This window comes from Novosphingobium sp. HR1a, from assembly GCF_015594425.1.
Lineage (GTDB): Bacteria > Pseudomonadota > Alphaproteobacteria > Sphingomonadales > Sphingomonadaceae > Novosphingobium > Novosphingobium resinovorum_A.
In genome coordinates this window covers 41,268-56,272 of sequence record NZ_JABXWS010000014.1, presented here as the reverse complement: position 1 = coordinate 56,272, position 15,005 = coordinate 41,268, and the positions used below count along the sequence as shown (strand labels likewise).

General features: G+C 65.4%; 18 protein-coding genes. 7 read left to right on the top strand and 11 right to left on the bottom strand.

The annotated features are described in order from the left end of the window. Positions 1-45 precede the first annotated feature (45 nt). Both HWN72_RS02690 and HWN72_RS02685 read left to right on the top strand, forming a co-directional pair. Positions 46-363, top strand: coding sequence for a hypothetical protein (locus HWN72_RS02690; RefSeq protein ID WP_211149749.1), 318 nt, complete (start codon positions 46-48; stop codon positions 361-363). 86 nt (positions 364-449) lie between these two features. Further along, entirely contained in the window at positions 450-875 is a 426-nt protein-coding gene (locus HWN72_RS02685; RefSeq protein WP_211149748.1) for a hypothetical protein, read from the top strand. A 369-nt stretch (positions 876-1,244) separates the two neighbouring features. Here the strand turns inward: HWN72_RS02685 and HWN72_RS02680 are convergent, their stop codons facing one another. Next, a complete protein-coding gene (locus HWN72_RS02680; RefSeq protein ID WP_008831766.1) occupies positions 1,245-2,021 on the bottom strand; it encodes a triacylglycerol lipase in 777 nt (258 codons plus the stop codon). Between the two features lie 21 nt (positions 2,022-2,042). Further along, positions 2,043-2,597, bottom strand: coding sequence for a DUF3617 domain-containing protein (locus HWN72_RS02675; protein WP_236727414.1), 555 nt, complete (start codon positions 2,595-2,597; stop codon positions 2,043-2,045). A gap of 116 nt (positions 2,598-2,713) precedes the next feature. On the opposite strand from HWN72_RS02675, the gene uvrB reads away from it, so the two are divergent. The 3 genes from uvrB to HWN72_RS02660 all read left to right on the top strand — a co-directional run bounded on the left by uvrB (position 2,714) and on the right by HWN72_RS02660 (position 5,558). Then, positions 2,714-4,900 carry an excinuclease ABC subunit UvrB gene (gene uvrB, locus HWN72_RS02670; RefSeq protein WP_211149747.1) on the top strand — a complete coding sequence of 729 codons (2,187 nt, stop codon included), beginning with the start codon at positions 2,714-2,716 and terminating at the stop codon, positions 4,898-4,900. A 78-nt stretch (positions 4,901-4,978) separates the two neighbouring features. Then, entirely contained in the window at positions 4,979-5,260 is a 282-nt protein-coding gene (locus HWN72_RS02665) for a type II toxin-antitoxin system RelE/ParE family toxin (protein ID WP_211149746.1), read from the top strand. After that, the gene (locus tag HWN72_RS02660) at positions 5,226-5,558 is read left to right on the top strand and encodes a HigA family addiction module antitoxin (RefSeq protein WP_248005764.1); all 333 of its coding nucleotides are present in this window, start codon (positions 5,226-5,228) and stop codon (positions 5,556-5,558) included. The genes HWN72_RS02665 and HWN72_RS02660 overlap by 35 nt, the downstream gene beginning before the upstream one ends. A gap of 12 nt (positions 5,559-5,570) precedes the next feature. Here HWN72_RS02660 and HWN72_RS02655 read toward each other — a convergent pair whose 3' ends face one another. Continuing rightward, positions 5,571-6,833: an MFS transporter gene (locus HWN72_RS02655; protein ID WP_211149745.1), complete on the bottom strand. Its 1,263-nt coding sequence runs from the start codon at positions 6,831-6,833 to the stop codon at positions 5,571-5,573. 34 nt (positions 6,834-6,867) lie between these two features. Then, on the bottom strand, positions 6,868-7,743 hold the full coding sequence (gene hemF, locus HWN72_RS02650) for an oxygen-dependent coproporphyrinogen oxidase (RefSeq protein WP_211149744.1): 876 nt from the start codon (positions 7,741-7,743) through the stop codon (positions 6,868-6,870). A gap of 89 nt (positions 7,744-7,832) precedes the next feature. Here hemF and pdeM point away from each other — a divergent pair, with 89 nt between their 5' ends. After that, positions 7,833-8,525 (top strand): ligase-associated DNA damage response endonuclease PdeM, encoded by a 693-nt coding sequence (gene pdeM / locus HWN72_RS02645; protein ID WP_008831773.1) that lies wholly within the window; start codon positions 7,833-7,835, stop codon positions 8,523-8,525. A 166-nt stretch (positions 8,526-8,691) separates the two neighbouring features. After that, positions 8,692-9,213, top strand: a complete 522-nt coding sequence (gene infC / locus HWN72_RS02640) for a translation initiation factor IF-3 (RefSeq protein ID WP_036528118.1) — start codon at positions 8,692-8,694, stop codon at positions 9,211-9,213. A gap of 265 nt (positions 9,214-9,478) precedes the next feature. On the opposite strand, the gene HWN72_RS02635 is transcribed toward infC, so the two are convergent. The 7 genes from HWN72_RS02635 to HWN72_RS02605 all read right to left on the bottom strand — a co-directional run bounded on the left by HWN72_RS02635 (position 9,479) and on the right by HWN72_RS02605 (position 14,880). After that, entirely contained in the window at positions 9,479-10,012 is a 534-nt protein-coding gene (locus HWN72_RS02635) for a J domain-containing protein (protein ID WP_008831775.1), read from the bottom strand. A gap of 100 nt (positions 10,013-10,112) precedes the next feature. Further along, the gene (gene pal / locus HWN72_RS02630) at positions 10,113-10,658 is read right to left on the bottom strand and encodes a peptidoglycan-associated lipoprotein Pal (protein ID WP_289357536.1); all 546 of its coding nucleotides are present in this window, start codon (positions 10,656-10,658) and stop codon (positions 10,113-10,115) included. Positions 10,659-10,830: 172 nt separating this feature from the next. Next, on the bottom strand, positions 10,831-12,222 hold the full coding sequence (gene tolB / locus HWN72_RS02625; protein WP_069709036.1) for a Tol-Pal system beta propeller repeat protein TolB: 1,392 nt from the start codon (positions 12,220-12,222) through the stop codon (positions 10,831-10,833). After that, complete coding sequence (locus HWN72_RS02620; RefSeq protein ID WP_211149743.1) at positions 12,219-13,250, bottom strand: hypothetical protein; 1,032 nt, start codon at positions 13,248-13,250, stop codon at positions 12,219-12,221. The genes tolB and HWN72_RS02620 overlap by 4 nt, the downstream gene beginning before the upstream one ends. 24 nt (positions 13,251-13,274) lie before the next feature. Then, positions 13,275-13,718 carry an ExbD/TolR family protein gene (locus tag HWN72_RS02615; protein WP_211149742.1) on the bottom strand — a complete coding sequence of 148 codons (444 nt, stop codon included), beginning with the start codon at positions 13,716-13,718 and terminating at the stop codon, positions 13,275-13,277. After that, complete coding sequence (gene tolQ / locus HWN72_RS02610) at positions 13,718-14,425, bottom strand: protein TolQ (RefSeq protein WP_008831780.1); 708 nt, start codon at positions 14,423-14,425, stop codon at positions 13,718-13,720. The genes HWN72_RS02615 and tolQ overlap by 1 nt, the downstream gene beginning before the upstream one ends. After that, on the bottom strand, positions 14,422-14,880 hold the full coding sequence (locus HWN72_RS02605; protein WP_211149741.1) for a YbgC/FadM family acyl-CoA thioesterase: 459 nt from the start codon (positions 14,878-14,880) through the stop codon (positions 14,422-14,424). Before HWN72_RS02605 ends, tolQ begins: the two co-directional genes overlap by 4 nt. Positions 14,881-15,005 lie beyond the last annotated feature (125 nt).

Here is a 15,005-nt window from a genome sequence, read left to right as displayed (position 1 = left end):
AGCGCCCCCTTGCAGACGTTCTGTCTTCCCCGCAGTCTGCAGACCATGAGCAGGGAAAACATTCAGCGCGAAGCCATGCCCCAACTTGTGGCAGAGGTGCGCATGTATGAAGCAAAAGATGGCGGCCGTACCGGTCCAGCTCTGCCAGGTTGGGGATGCCCAGTATCCGTGTCAAAAACGGAACCCGTGCAAGGATGGGATGCGCTTCCATTGCTTCGGGATGAACCTCTTCATCCTGGTGAGGATCGGCATCTGGGTTTTGTCTTCCTTTCAGGCCAAGAGGCAGCCGATGCTTTGAAGGAGGCCGGTCATTTCTACCTTTGGGAAGGCCGTTTTATCGGCGAAGCGACTGTGGTCGGATAGTGACCGCTTTCCACCCATAGCGGGCATTCCGACCGCTTTCAGTGATGCCTGATTGCAGACCTTGGATGCCGATGCAAAGATAGCTGATGCTCACTGGTATCCTCAACAGCCTGCGCGGCTACCGAAGACAATTTGACGCTCTAGAAAACGCGATTTTTGCGGAAGTTCGCGGTGCTCTTCCTGAAATGAGCAAATCGGCCTTTGATGATCGCCTTAGAAGAGTCAATGTGATCCAGCCAATCCTTGGGAGAACGGAAGTTAATTTTTTCGAGCGCCGGAAAGGTCAGATTTTCTTCCCAACGTCGAGCCGGATATTGTCTACCGACGAATCCATTCGGATCGCCACGGTTAAATCGGAGGCCACTGATAACCTGTCTCGGTTCACAGTCGGCGTATACTGTGCAAACGGTGTTCTAACTTCGCTCGAATTCGACAAGCCGACCGAGCATTCCGCTATCGAAAACATAACTTCGATAACCGCTAGTTTTAGCCCGGACACACCTTGGGCTTGATGCCGGGGCTGTTTTCCCGGGGTGAGCATCGAAACCGGACCTTCGGTAATCCACCCTTTGCCGTCATTCCCGCGAAGGCGGGAACCCATCTTCTGACGCTTCGTGTTGCACGGGCATCAGTTGGGTTCCCGCTTTCGCGGGAATGACGGGGTTGGTTTAGAGCCGTTAAAACGGCAGATAACCACTCAAATCCGTCATTCAAACACCGTCGTCATCCCAGCGAAGGCTGGGACCGCTATGACCATGATATGCAATCTCGGCAGAGTTGCGGCAGCTTTTTCCCAGCCTAGCCGAGATGTCGCGACAGAACGAGAGCGGTCCCGGCCTATGCCGGCATGACGGTCTGGTTATGAAACGGCAGATAGCCCCTTACTCCCGCACATCCAGTTGCCGCAGGACTTCGGCCACTACCTTGGGCGAACTCGAAAAGTCGAGGTGGCTGCAGCGGATCGCCACCGCGCGGTCGCGCTCGTGCGGCCAGCCGGCGGCGGCGCGGGGCTGGATGATGCCGTCGCGCGGGCTCCACAGCGCGATCGTCGGCACGGCGGGCTTCTCCGAGAAATCGCAGTCGATCGGCGGGCTGTCCACCGAATGGCCGGTCACCACCTGATAGGCCTTCCACGCATTGTTGGCCCGCGGATCGCCCGAAAAGGGCGTGCCCATGGTAATGACCTTGGCCACCAGATGCGGCTCGCGCCGGGCGATCTCGCGCGCGAAGAGGCCGCCGAGCGACCAGCCGACCAGCGCCACCGGGTGCCAGTTCTCCCGCGCGATGATCGCCACCCGGCGCATGAGGTAGGAGAAATTGCGCTCGTTCGGCCCGAGGTTGAGGCCCAGGCCCCACTGGTGGACATGGTGCCCCGCGGCGGAGAGCGCGTCGGCCATCGGCTTCATCCGCTTGGGATGCGCGCCGAAGCCGGGCAGCAGCATGACCGGCATCGGGCTGACTGCCGGCTGCACCCGCTGCCCCGTGAACCGCACCTTGTGGCCGCCCCGATAGAGCGAGCGCAGTTCCGCCCACAGCAGTTCGAGCGGCGGCTTGCCGACCCCCTCGGGGTGCTGCTCGCGCGCGAAGGCGGCGCGCCGCGCGATCGCGGCGCGCAGGGATCCTGCGAAGCGTTCCTGTTCCTCGTTCAGCGGATCCATCGCTCTCTTCGCGTTACCCCATCATGTCTTGCAGTCGCCGAGGCGAGTGGTGGTCAGGTGAATCGTCATCTTCATTGAACCCGTGGGCGCAGGTCCGCCGGTGGTATCCATGTCGACCGTGACATCTGAACCATCGCGCCTGACCGTGCCATTAAGCGTCATCGTCGATTTGCCATCACCGGCGGACTGGCAATCCATCTGGGCATCGAGCCTGCCGCCATCAACGTCGAACTTCGAATAGGAGCACTCGTTCCCCTTGCCCACACCCCTGAACATGTCGCGATAGCCTTTTTCGGCGTCCGCCCTGGTCAGGCAGATGGTGCTTTCCTGCTTGGCCGCCATCATCGACTTCATCTGTTCGGCGGCTTCCTTCGGCATGCCCGGCACTTCGAGACGGGTGATCTCCACCGTCTGCCGATACTGGCCCGGCTGGGGAGTATCGAGCTTGGCCGCCTCGTGCTTCACCTCCTCCGCCGACTTCGGTGCACCGCCGCTCCCGGCCTGCTCGCCGTCGTCCTTCGATCCGCAGCCGCCCAGAACCAGCGCGCCCGTCATCATGCTCAGCGCCGCGATCATGATCCTGCCCTTCATGGCCTTCTCCTCTCCCTGAGATGGACCGAGGGCTATCACCGCCCTGCCCCAACGCCAACGCCCTGTTGCCGCAGGAACGGATATACCCCATATGTTCCGTCATGGCAGAGATCATCATCCGGCGCGGCCTCGAAGAACCCGATACTTCGGAGAACTTCGTCCCCCACAAACCGCAGCGGCCCGAGAAATCGATGCCGGGGCGGCCGTTCAAGATCGTCTCGGACTATGCCCCGGCGGGCGACCAGCCGACCGCCATCGCCGAACTCGTCGCCAGCGCGGCCGACGGCGAGAAGACGCAGGTGCTGCTGGGGGTCACCGGCTCGGGCAAGACCTTCACGATGGCCAAGGTGATCGAGGAACTGCAGCGCCCCGCGCTGATCCTGGCGCCGAACAAGATCCTGGCCGCGCAGCTCTACGGCGAGTTCAAGGACTTCTTCCCGGACAACGCGGTCGAATATTTCGTCTCCTACTACGACTACTACCAGCCCGAGGCCTACGTGCCCCGGTCGGACACCTACATCGAGAAGGAAAGCTCGGTGAACGAGGCGATCGACCGGATGCGCCACTCGGCCACCCGCGCGCTGCTGGAGCGCGACGACGTCATCATCGTCGCCTCCGTCTCGTGTCTCTACGGCATCGGATCGGTCGAGACGTACTCGGCGATGATCTTCGACCTCGTCACCGGCAAGGCGCAGGACCAGACCGAGATCATCCGCAAGCTCGTCGCCCTGCAGTACAAGCGCAACGACGTGGCGTTTGCGCGCGGCAACTTCCGCGTGCGCGGCGACAATCTGGAGCTGTTCCCCAGCCACCTCGAGGACGTGGCATGGCGCATCAGCTTCTTCGGCGACGAGATCGAGGAGATCGCCGAATTCGATCCCCTCACCGGCAAGAAGGGCGCGGTGCTGGAAAAGGTGCGCGTCTATGCGAACTCACACTACGTCACGCCCGGGCCGACGATGCGGCAGGCGAGCGAGGCGATCCGCTTCGAGCTGACCGAGCGGCTCAAGGAACTGGAGGCCGAGGGCAAGCTGCTGGAAGCCCAGCGGCTTGAACAGCGCACCAACTTCGACCTTGAAATGATCGCCGCCACCGGATCGTGCAACGGAATCGAGAACTACAGCCGCTTCCTGACCGGGCGCATCCCCGGCGAGCCGCCGCCGACCCTGTTCGAGTACCTGCCGGATAACGCCCTGCTCTTCGTCGACGAAAGCCACCAGACGGTGCCGCAGATCGGCGCCATGTCCAAGGGCGACCACCGCCGCAAGATCACGCTGGCCGAATACGGCTTCCGCCTGCCCAGTTGCATCGACAACCGCCCGCTGCGCTTCAACGAGTGGGACGCGATGCGCCCGCAGACCTTCGCGGTCTCGGCCACGCCCGGCCACTGGGAAATGGACCAGACCGGCGGCGTCTTCGCCGAACAGGTCATCCGCCCCACCGGCCTGATCGACCCCCCGGTGGAAATCCGCCCGGTGGAGGATCAGGTGCAGGACTGCATCGCCCAGTGCAAGGAAGTGGCCGCCAAGGGCTACCGCACCCTCGTCACCACCCTCACCAAGCGCATGGCCGAGGACCTGACCGAGTTCATGCACGAACAGGGCGTGCGCGTGCGCTACATGCACTCCGACGTGGAGACGCTGGAGCGCATCGAACTGATCCGCGATCTGCGCATGGGCGTCTACGACGTGCTGATCGGCATCAACCTGCTGCGCGAGGGCCTCGACATTCCCGAATGCGGCCTCGTCTGCATTCTGGACGCGGACAAGGAAGGCTTCCTGCGCAGCGAAACCTCGCTGATCCAGACCATCGGCCGCGCCGCGCGCAACGTGGACGGGCGGGTGATCCTCTACGCCGACCGGATAACCGGTTCGATGGAACGCGCGATGGCCGAAACCGACCGCCGCCGCGCCCGGCAGGAGCAGTTCAACCTCGAAAACGGCATCACCCCGCAGACGATCAAACGCCGCATCGCCGACATCGTGGCGGATACCGCCAGCCGCGACGGCGTCATCGTGGACCTTGAGGACGACAGCACCAACAACCTCGTCGGCCACAACTTGCGTGCCTACATCGAGGACCTCGAAAAGCGTATGCGCGCGGCAGCAGCAGACCTTGAGTTTGAAGAAGCCGGCAGGCTGCGCGACGAGATCAGGCGGCTCGAGCAGAGCGAACTTGGCTTGCCGGAGGCGGAACACAAGGCGCCAAGGGTGGGGCGTTCTAACGAGGGCAAGCCGGGCACGCGAAAGATGCGGTACGGGAAGACGCAGCGGAAGTTCGGGAAGTGAACCACTTTTCCACAACCCGGCTTGTTGCGACTCGCGTAGTGGCCAGTATTAGAAGTGCTGCACATTATAGAGGCAGCCATGATCGCAAACTTCAAGAACCGTGAAGCCGAGCGCATCTGGACAGGCGAGCGCAGCCGCGTCCTGCCTGCCGACATTCAACCTCGCGCCCTGAACAAGCTGCGCCTGATCGACGCCGCCGAAACCCTCGACGACTTGCGCAACCCGCCCGGCAACCGCCTTCATGCCCTGACAGACGACCGCACCGGACAACATTCCATTTCCATTAACATGCAATGGCGCATATGTTTCGTCTGGAAGGATGGACATGCCCACGATGTCGAAATCGTCGATTACCACTGATGCCGACACCGACTGGCTGCCCAATCCGCACGCCGGTGAAATGCTGCTGACCGAGTTCATGGAACCGCTCGAAATTGCCGCCGCAGACCTTGCCGCCGCCATCGAAATCCAGCCCGCCCGCCTCGACGCTCTGATCGACGGCTCTACCCGCATAGACGGCGAACTCGACCTGCGGCTGACCCGCTATTTCCGCATGTCCGAAGGCTTCTTCCTGCGCCTGCAGGACCAGTACGAACTGCGCGCCGCCAAGCGCCGTCTCGATGGCGAGCTTGAGCGCATAACGCCCCGCGCCGCCTGACCCCGCCCGGACTTATCGGGGCCGCGTCTCCGGCAGCCTGAGCAGCACCGGCAGCACGCAGATCGCCACCACCGCGATCATCACCCCCGGCACGCTCGATAATGCGGTGCGCTCGGTCAACAGCTGTGCGAGCCACGGCGTCAGGCCGCCGAACAGCGCGGTTGCTGTGGTCGCGCCCAGCGCAAGGCCGCTGAGGCGACCTTCGGCGGGGACCTGCTCGGCCGTCGCCACCGCGCCGACGGCGCTCACCCCGCCCGCCAGCATCGCCAGCAGCACCGCGCCTGCAAGGGCGGCGCCATCGGAAGCGCCGCCCAGCAGGCGGAACAGCGCATAAGGCAACGCTGCCGAAAGCACCGCCAGTCCCACCAGCACCGGGCGTCGCCCGACACGGTCGGACAGGAGGCCGACGAAGGGTGTCACCACGATCACCGCCAGCGCCGCGATCGTCGCGAGTTGCAGCGCCTCGGCCTCGGTCAGGCTACCGGAGGATGTCAGGTAGATCGGCACATAGGTGATCCCGACGTAGTACGTGATCGAGCCCAGCGCCGAGATCGCGAAGCCGCGCAGCACGCCGGGGCGATAGCGCGAGAGAGCCTCGCCCAGCGGGTTCTTCGCCAGCGCCCCTGCCGCCTGCCGCTCGGCGAATTCAGGCGATTCGTCCATCGCCGCGCGGGCGAGCAGGATCACGCCGGCCAGCGCCGCGCCGAACAGGAACGGAATGCGCCAGCCCCAGCCGTCGAGCACCGGCGTCGGCATCAGGCTCACCACCAGCGCGGACATGCCGGCCGCGAGCAGGCCGCCGATCTCGCTGGTCGCCGCTGCCAGCGAGGTGACGAAGCCCCGCCGATGGCGCGGCGCGCCTTCGAGAAGATAGGCGACGACGCCGGTATACTCGCCGCCCACCGCAAAGCCCATCACGCAGCGCAAGGCCAGCAGCAAGACGCCCGCCAGCGGCCCGACCTGCGCGGCCGTCGGCAGCAACGCGATCGCCAGCATCGCCGCCGTCATCAGCGTCATCGAGGCCAGCAGCGTCGCGCGGCGCCCGTAGCGATCGCCGAAGTGGCCGAACACCATCGCCCCGACCGGCCGCATCAGATAGGCCATGGCAAAGCCCAGCAGCGCCGTCAGCACCGCGCCTTCGCCAAGGAAGAACACCCGCGACAGCACCGTCGCCAGGTAGAGGTACAGGGTAAAGTCGTACCACTCCACCACGGTGGACAGCGCCGCGAGGGCAAGCGATCGGCGGTCGAGCGAGGCATGCGAGGTCAGCGACATGATCTCACAACGCCTTTTCCGCCGGTCGGCTGCGTCAGCTCCAGGTCGCTTCGGGCGGCAGGCTCATCAGGATCGCGTCGATATTGCCGCCGGTCTTCAGGCCGAACAGCGTGCCGCGGTCGTAGACGAGGTTGAATTCCGCATAGCGCCCGCGCCATTCCAGCTGCTGCGCCTTGTCGGCCGGGGTGAAGTCCATCCCCATGCGGCGGCGTACCAGCCGGGGGAATACCGCCAGGAACGCCTCGCCCACCGCCTTGGTGAAGGCGAAGTTCGCCTCCCACGCGGCTTCGTCGCCGCATTCGAGGTGATCGTAGAAGATGCCGCCGACGCCGCGATGGACCTTGCGGTGGGGGATGTAGAAATACTCGTCCGCCCAGGCCCTGAAGCGGTCGTAGTAATCGGCGCCGTGGGCATCGCAGGCTGCCTTGAATTCCGCATGGAACTCGGCCGTGTCCTCCTCATAGGGCAATGGCGGGTTGAGATCGGCGCCGCCGCCGAACCAAGCCTTGGTCGTCGTCAGGAAGCGCGTGTTCATGTGAACCGCCGGGACATGCGGGTTCGCCATGTGCGCGACGAGGCTGATGCCGGTGGCGGTGAAGCCGTTGTTCTCGGCCGAGGCCCCGTTGATGGTCGCGGCGAAGTCCTTGGCCAATCCGCCCGAGACGGTCGAGATGTTGACGCCGACCTTCTCGAACACGCGCCCTTTCATGAGCCCGCGTGTGCCACCGCCGGTTTCGCCGCCCTGTTTGTCTTCGGCACCCTCCACGGCGGCGCGCTGCCAGGGCGTGTAGCCGAACACCGCATCGGAGCCCCCCTCGCGCTCGATCGCCTCGAATTCAGCGCAAATGCGATCGCGCAAGGTGCGGAACCAGTCGCTGGCGCGCGTCGTGTAGGGGGTCCAGTCCGTCATCCGTGTCCTCATGGCAGGTTGCCGCAACGTGGCACCCTTCGCTTCGCACGGCGCTTGCCAAATCGGACAAGCTGCGGCAAGGAAAAGCCATGGTTCCCTTTTCGTTCTGCGGTCAGGAGATGGTTCTGGTGGACGGCGCCATGCGGGGTGCCTGCGCGCTTTACTGGCCGCGCGAACAGGCGCTGCTGGTCGCCGACCTCCATCTGGAGAAGGCCAGCTTCTTCGCCCGCACCGGCCAGATGCTGCCCCCCTACGACAGCCGCGAGACGCTGGAACGGCTTGCCTCGGCAGTGAGGACCACCGGCGCGCGGCGGGTCTTCGCACTGGGAGACAATTTCCACGACAGCGCCGGACCGGACCGGCTGGAGCCGCACGCCGCCGGGATGCTCGCCGCGCTGACCCGCGCGCTCGACTGGGTATGGATCACCGGCAATCACGACCCGCATCTGGGCGCCGAGGCAGGTGGCACCCGAGTCGAGGAACTGATGCTGGCAGGCCTTGCCCTGCGCCACCAGGCTTTGCCGGGCACATGCGAAGCGGAAGTCTCGGGCCACTTCCATCCACGCCTGATGATCGAGGCGCGCGGACGGCGGATTGCGCGCCCTTGTGCGGTGCGCAGCGAGAAACGGCTGATCCTGCCGGCCTTCGGAGCGCTGACCGGCGGTATGAATGCGGCCGATCCGGCGATCCTGTCCGCGCTTCAGCCGGCCGATGCGATCGAGGCGCTGGTGCCTGCTCGCGGGCAGCTGATACGCTATCCGCTCTGGCGCAAAGCGGCCTGAATACCTATATGGCGCGCAAGGCCGGTTTTCCGGTCGGGGCGTTCCATCTGCAATCTCGTGAAATCGCGCTTTGCGCGCGAGGACGAATCGCATTAATGACCGCCGAATCCAGCCACGTCGACTGTAACGACTCAGGAGAACGCATATAGCACCCCCACCCCGGCGCATGATGACGCCACCGGTCAAGAGTGGACCGCGCTACAATAACATGATCCAGTCGGACAAGGTCCGCGTTATCGACCATGAGGGCGAGAACCTGGGCGTCATGTACACGCGCCAGGCGATCGAGCAGGCAGCTGAGGTCGGTCTCGACCTCGTTGAGGTCTCCCCGAACGCCGATCCGCCGGTGTGCAAGTTCCTCGACGTGGGCAAGTACCGTTACGAGGCGCAGAAGAAGGCAAACGCCGCTCGAAAGACGCAGAAGACGCAGGAGATCAAAGAGATCAAGATGCGTCCGAACATCGACGACCATGACTACGACACGAAGATGCGCAATGTCGTGCGCTTCATCGAGGACGGCGACAAGGTCAAGGTGACGCTACGCTTCCGTGGTCGCGAGCTTTCGCACCAGCAGCTTGGCATGGACCTCCTGCGCCGTGTGCAGCAGGATGTGGAAGAGATCGCCAAGATCGAAGCCTATCCGCGCATGGAAGGCCGCCAGATGCTGATGGTGCTGTCGCCGAAGTAAGCGATAGCTGTCGGTTTCGACGCAAACGAGGGGCGTGGCCGATGGCCGCGCCCTTTGTCGTTTGAGGATGGGGCTTCGAGACGGCAGAGCGCCATGATCATACCTCCAATCGTCATTGCGAGCGAAGCGAAGCAATCCAGGGCACGGTTATGCCGCCCTGGATTGCTTCGCTTCGCTCGCAATGACGAAGGGTGGCTTAATCCGATACCATCTCAACCCCGCTCAGGCTGAGCTTGTCAAAGCCCCGTGAGCGAAAAGCCGCCGCTCAGCCCTTCCACTCGCGGCGTTCTTCCGCCGCGCGCAGGACTTCGTAGGCAAGTTGGTACGTCTGGAACGCCTTCGCCGCCTCGGCATCATTGGGCTTCACGTCCGGGTGGACTTCCTTGGCCCTGGTGCGCCACGCCTTGCGCACCGCATCGAAGTCCGCGTCGGGATCGAGGCCCAGCGCTTCCAGCGCCCGCAGTTCATCCCGGCTGCGCGAGCCATCGCCCGAGCCGCCCCAGCCGTAATGCTGCGCTTCCTTGTAGCCGGAGGTCTCGGCCTGCTCGCTCGCTTCACGTGCGGCGGCTTCCTCGGCGTCCAGCCCGGCGAAGTAGTCCCAGCCCGAGTTGTATTCCGCCGCGTGCTTCTGGCAGAACATCCAGCGATCGGGGCTGTTGGGGCTCTTGGGAGCGGGGCACTCGCCGCGGTCGTTGCAGCCGTGGCGATCGCACAGGCGTACTTCCACGGCCTCGCGCGCGCTGCCATAGCCGCGCCAGCGCGGAAAACCCCAGTCTGCGGATCGGCGTGCGCGGCTCATCAGATCGGCGATACGCCGCGACTCGACGGGGACGCAACCCCCGTCTGACGCAAAAATATCAATCCGGCGCGCAGGGCACGCCCGCGCGCCGGGATCGGCATCAATCGATGGTGACGGTCACCGCGCGGCGGTTCTGCGCCCACGAAGCCTCGTCCGAACCGAGCGCGATCGGGCGCTCCTTGCCGTAGCTGACGGTGGTGATGCGCGAGGGGTCGATGCCCAGGCTCGCCAGATAGTTCTTGGCGGCGTTGGCACGGCGCTCACCCAGCGCGATGTTGTATTCGCGGGTGCCGCGCTCGTCGCAGTGGCCCTCGATCGTGGCGCGCTTGTTGGGGTACTGCTGCAACCACTGCGCCTGCTTGGCGAGAGCGGCCTGATCCTGCGCATCGACGGTTGATTCGTCGAGGGCGAAGTAGATCGTGTCCGCGCCCATCATCTTGGCGACGAAGTCCGCCTGGCTGCCGGGCTGGGCCATGCCGTAGCCGCCGCTCGACTGGCCGGTGTCGGTGCTGGTCGCCGGGCCGGGATCGGGCGGAAGCTGGGCCGGAGCCTTCTTGCCGCAAGCCGAGATGGCAAGAGCGCCGGCCACGACCAGCGCCGTCGCGCCGACGCGGGTGATGCGCATGGATGAGAGGGAAGAAGGCATCGGCAATCTCCTATGTCGCCGCCATGATACGACTGGCCTGTTGAATGGGCGGCATGGTGTGATGGTTCCGTTCAATTCTCTACACAGTCAAGATGAACGTCGGGCAACCTGAACGCGAGAAAACGGCCCCGGATTTCGCCGGGGGCGTCAACTTGCTGCATTCGCCCGCAAATCAGGGGCGGATCGGACCCCAGGCCGGATCCGAGGCGCCCACCGGGGTCGGCAGCTTGCGCTCGTTGCGGCCGGTGAGGTCGACCTGCCAGATCGAGGCGAGGCCGGTGCTCTTGGTCGTGCGGAAGAACTGCACGATGCGGCCGTTAGGCGACCACGTCGGCGCCTCGTCCTGCCACGAATCGGTGAGGTGGCGCATGCCGCCGCCGTTCGGGTTCATCACGGCGACGCGCAAGTTGCCCGCGATGTGGGTGAAGGCGATCTGGTCGCCGCGTGGGCTCCATTCCGGGGTTGCCGCGCGGCCGCCGAAGAAGCTGATCCGGCGCTGGTTCGACCCGTCCGAATTCATAACGTAGACCTGCTGGCTGCCCGAGCGGTCGCTCTCGAACACAATCTGCGAGCCGTCGGGCGAATAGCTGCCGCCGATGTTGATGCCCGGGCCGTTGGTCAGGCGCTGCGGGGTGCCGCCGCCTGCCGAGGAGATGCGGTAGATGTCGGTCGTGCCGCCCTTGGCCATCGAATAGAGCACCCACTTGCCGTCCGGCGACCAGCGCGGCGCCAGCGTTGGCGCACCGGTGCGGGCGATCAGCGTCTGGCGGTCGGTCGCAAGGTCGTAGGCGTAGATGCTCGGCTGTCCGTTGAGGTAGGACAGGTACATGATCTTGCTGTAGTCCGGCGAATAGCGCGGGGTGAGCGCCATCGACTGGCCGCTGGTCAGGAATCGGTGGTTGGCCCCGTCCGAATCCATGATCGCAAGGCGCTTCATGCGATGGTCCTTGGGACCGGTCTCGGCGATGTAGGCGATCTTGGAATCGAAGAACGGGCTTTCGCCCGAGAGGCGCGAATAGACCATGTCGGCGCACTTGTGCGCGGCGCGGCGCCAGTCGGACGGGGGAACCTGCCAGCCGCCCTTCACCAGCTGCTGCTTGAGCTGCACGTCGTAGAGATAGCAGCCGATGGTGAGGTTGCCGTCGGCGCCTGCGCGCACGAAGCCCTGCACCAGCATGTCGGCGCTGCGCGCGGCCCATGGCGTGTAGTCCGGCGCCTGAATCTGGCCATAAGCGGGCTGCGGCAGGCCGTCGGGGCCGGAGGGCTTGAACAGGCCGTTGTTCTTGAGATCGCCCGCGACGACTTGCGCCAGTGCACGGCCGAGCTGGCCGGTCGTGCCCGCATTGGTGCGGGTCGGCACGTCCTGATCGGTGGCGAAGGTGGTGATGGCGATGCCGAGGTCGTTCCACGCACTGTCGTCGGACACCGTAACCTCGAGGCCACCGTCCTGCGGCGGCGGCGCGTTCACCACGGGTGCCGGGGCGCCTTGCGCGAAGGCCGTACCCGATACCGCCACACTCGTCGTAAGCATCAATCCCAAGGCGAGAACACGGGTTATCTTCATTGCGATAGCCTTCTGTCAAACGTGGTCGTGACGACCTTCCAGCCCTCGTAGAGATCGTCGGGCAAGTTGAATGGCGCCGCAAGCCTTACCGCACGCACGGCCTGTTCCTGATGGCGTTCCACCTGCGCGCGGTTGGAGGCGTTGACGCCGCTGGTGCCGATCACCTCGGGCGCGCCGGCAAGGCTGCCGTCGCGGTTGAGGCGGAAACGCACCTTGGTGGTCAGCAGTTCGACGTCGGCGCCCTGCGGCGCCTGCCAGTGCGGCTTGAGCTGCCGGTTGATCGCCGCGCCCAGCGCCGACCGGGCCGAAGGGCCGATCTCGGAGGCAGGCGTGCCGGTCGGCTTGGGCGCGCTGGAAGTGGCGCCCGGCGTGCCCGGCTTGAATGCATCGTCGAAAGCACTGGTGCCCGCCTTCTTCGGCGGCGTCGCCGAATTGCTCGATCCCGAAGACTGCCCTGCGGTGGCCGGCTTGGTCGCGGGCCTTGTCGCAGGCTTCGCAGCGGGTTGGGGCGAAGGCTTGCGAACGATGTCATCGATCGCGCTCGACTTGCGCGGCGGCGCCTTGGGCGCGGGCTTTGCCGCAGGCTTGGGCGGCGTCGGCTTCGCTTTGGGCGGAGTCGGCTTGGGGAGCGCGGGCTTGGGCTTCTCCACCGGCTTGGGTTTCGGCTTCGGAACCGGCTTGGGCTCGGGTTTCGGCTCAGGCTTGGGCTTTTCCACCACGCGCGGGGCGGGCTCCGGAGCGGGAGCCGGTTCGGGCTCCGGCGCAGCCGCAGGTTCGGGCGGGGGCGGCGCTGCCGCCGGCGCGGGCTGGCCCAGTTCCGGGCTCTTGTCCGGAGACGCCTCGCCGGGATTCGGGGCAGTCGAGGTCGCCGCGACCTCGTCGCTGATCGTCACCTCGATACGCTCGGGCGGCTTGACCACGTTGTTCGAGCGCGGGCTGTACAGGATCGCAGCCAGCACCGCGCCGTGCAACAGCACGGCGACGACGAGGCCGATCCTCTCATCCTTGCGCACACCCAGTACCGCCATCAGACCGACCCTACCCGGCGCGCCTTAACCGCCGCTGACATCGGTAACCAGCGAGATCGAGGTGAAGCCTGCGCGGTTGAGTTCGCCCATGACTTCCATCACCCGGCCATAGTCGAGCGCCTTATCGGCGCGCAGCGTCACCAGCGGCGGCTTGCCGTCGGGACCGGCGGGCGTGGAGGCCAGACGCTCGGGCAGTTCGCCGGACGCGAGTTCGTCCTGCTCGTAGAATACCGCGCCGTCGCGGCGCAGGGTGATGGTGATCTGGCCCTGCTCCTCGCTCATCGCCTTGGCGCGGCTTTCGGGCAGTTCGATCGGCACCGCCGCCTTCAGCAGCGGCGCGGTGACCATGAAGATGATCAGCAACACCAGCATCACGTCGACGAGCGGCGTGACGTTGATCTCGGCCATGGGGCCGCGACCGCCGCGACCTCGCCTGCGGCCTCCGCCGCCCGAGACGCCCATCCCCATCAGCGCTGCTCCAGCTGGCGGGTCAGGGCGGCGTGGAGGTGATCGGCGAAGCGCTGCAGGCGGGCCTCGAAGCCGTTCACCTTATGCGAGAAACGGTTGTAGGCGATGACCGCCGGGATCGCCGCGAACAGGCCGATGGCGGTGGCGAACAGCGCCTCCGAGATGCCGGGGGCGACGACCGCGAGCGAGGAATTCTGCTGCTGGCCGATATCGAAGAAGCTCTTCATGATGCCCCACACCGTGCCGAACAGGCCGACGAAGGGCGCCACCGAACCGACGGTTGCAAGGAAGTTCAGACGGTCGGAGAGCTTGTCCGCCTCCTCGCCCACCGAGGAATTGAGGATCGTGGCGATGCGCTGGCGGGCACCCTCGGCATCGATGCCGGGGCCGACGTTGCGCTTGAATTCACCGAGGCCCGCGCCTGCGACCTTGCCCATCGGCACGTCGCCGCGCTTGCGCTCCTTCTGGTAGGTGTCGAAGTTCTGGGCCTCCCAGAAGCCTTCCTCGTACTCGTCGCAGCGACGGCTGATCGCCCCCATGCGCACGATGAAGGTGACGATGATCATCCATACCCACACGCTGGCGAGGACCAGCCCGGCCATGATCGCCTGCACCACGATGTCGGCATCGAGGAACAGTTTCACCGGGTTGAGATGGTTGTCGTCACCGGCGAAGCTGATGGTCGAGGCAAGCAGGTCGAGCGTCATTCTGGTCCTTCCGGGGCCGGAGCGGCGATGGGTTCAAGTGTGGCGAAAGCCTGTTGCCAGGCCTCGGGCTGTCGGCGCGGTCGTCCTTCAGGGCTGATGAACGCGACCTTTACGGCCGACTCGCATAGCCTGACATCACCCCGCAATGCGACCTGTCGCAGCACACTGGCGACGCGGCCGGTGCTTTCGGCCCAGGTCTCGATGATGACGGTATCGCCCAGCCGCGCGGGCGAGAGGTAGCGCAAGTTCGCCTCGGCCACGGTGTAGAGTCCGGTGCCCGCCTCCAGCGAGGCGCGCTGGTCGATGCCGAGCACGTCGAGCAGGTCGGAGCGGGCACGCTCGAACCAGCGCAGGTAGTTGGCGTGATAGACCACTCCGCCCGCGTCGGTGTCCTCGTAGAACACGCGCAAGGGGTAGCGGTGGACTTTGCCGTCGATCACGCCCGATTGAGGCATGAGGGGGGAGGATGGTGCGTCCGTCATTCCGGGCGGTTGTGTAACGGGGAGCAGGGCGACTTCAACCCCGGGAGCGCAGGAACCGGCCTTGGAGGCTGTATTGCGGGGTAAATTTTCGGTGGACA